1 protein-coding gene is annotated in these 315 nt (G+C 52.1%); it reads left to right on the forward strand.

The window, feature by feature from the left end; genetic code table 11:
* The coding region (locus J655_RS24210; RefSeq protein ID WP_228132288.1) for a hypothetical protein at nucleotides 1–315 on the forward strand (315 nt) is incomplete at both ends.

Here is a 315-nt window from a genome sequence, read left to right on the forward strand (position 1 = left end):
CACAGACGGTACCTTCAATGCACAAGTGGCGTTGGGACCAGATGCAATCGACGGCACAGTAGTGAATGTGAACGGTACTAACTACACCGTGACTGCAGCTGACCTTGCAAACGGCTTCATCACCGCAGCGATTCCTGTAACAGGCGAAGGCCCTGTGACCATCCATGCAGAAGCAGTGGATGCACAAGGTAACCTTGATGTTGCAGATGCAGATGTCACCGTGACTGTAGATACCTTGCCTGCAGACCTGATCGGTGCGATCACGATTCCTGAAGACTTAAATGGCGACGGTATCTTGAATGCAGACGAGCTAGG

The organism is Acinetobacter sp. 1294243, from assembly GCF_000588015.1.
Taxonomy (GTDB): Bacteria; Pseudomonadota; Gammaproteobacteria; order Pseudomonadales; family Moraxellaceae; genus Acinetobacter; species Acinetobacter pittii.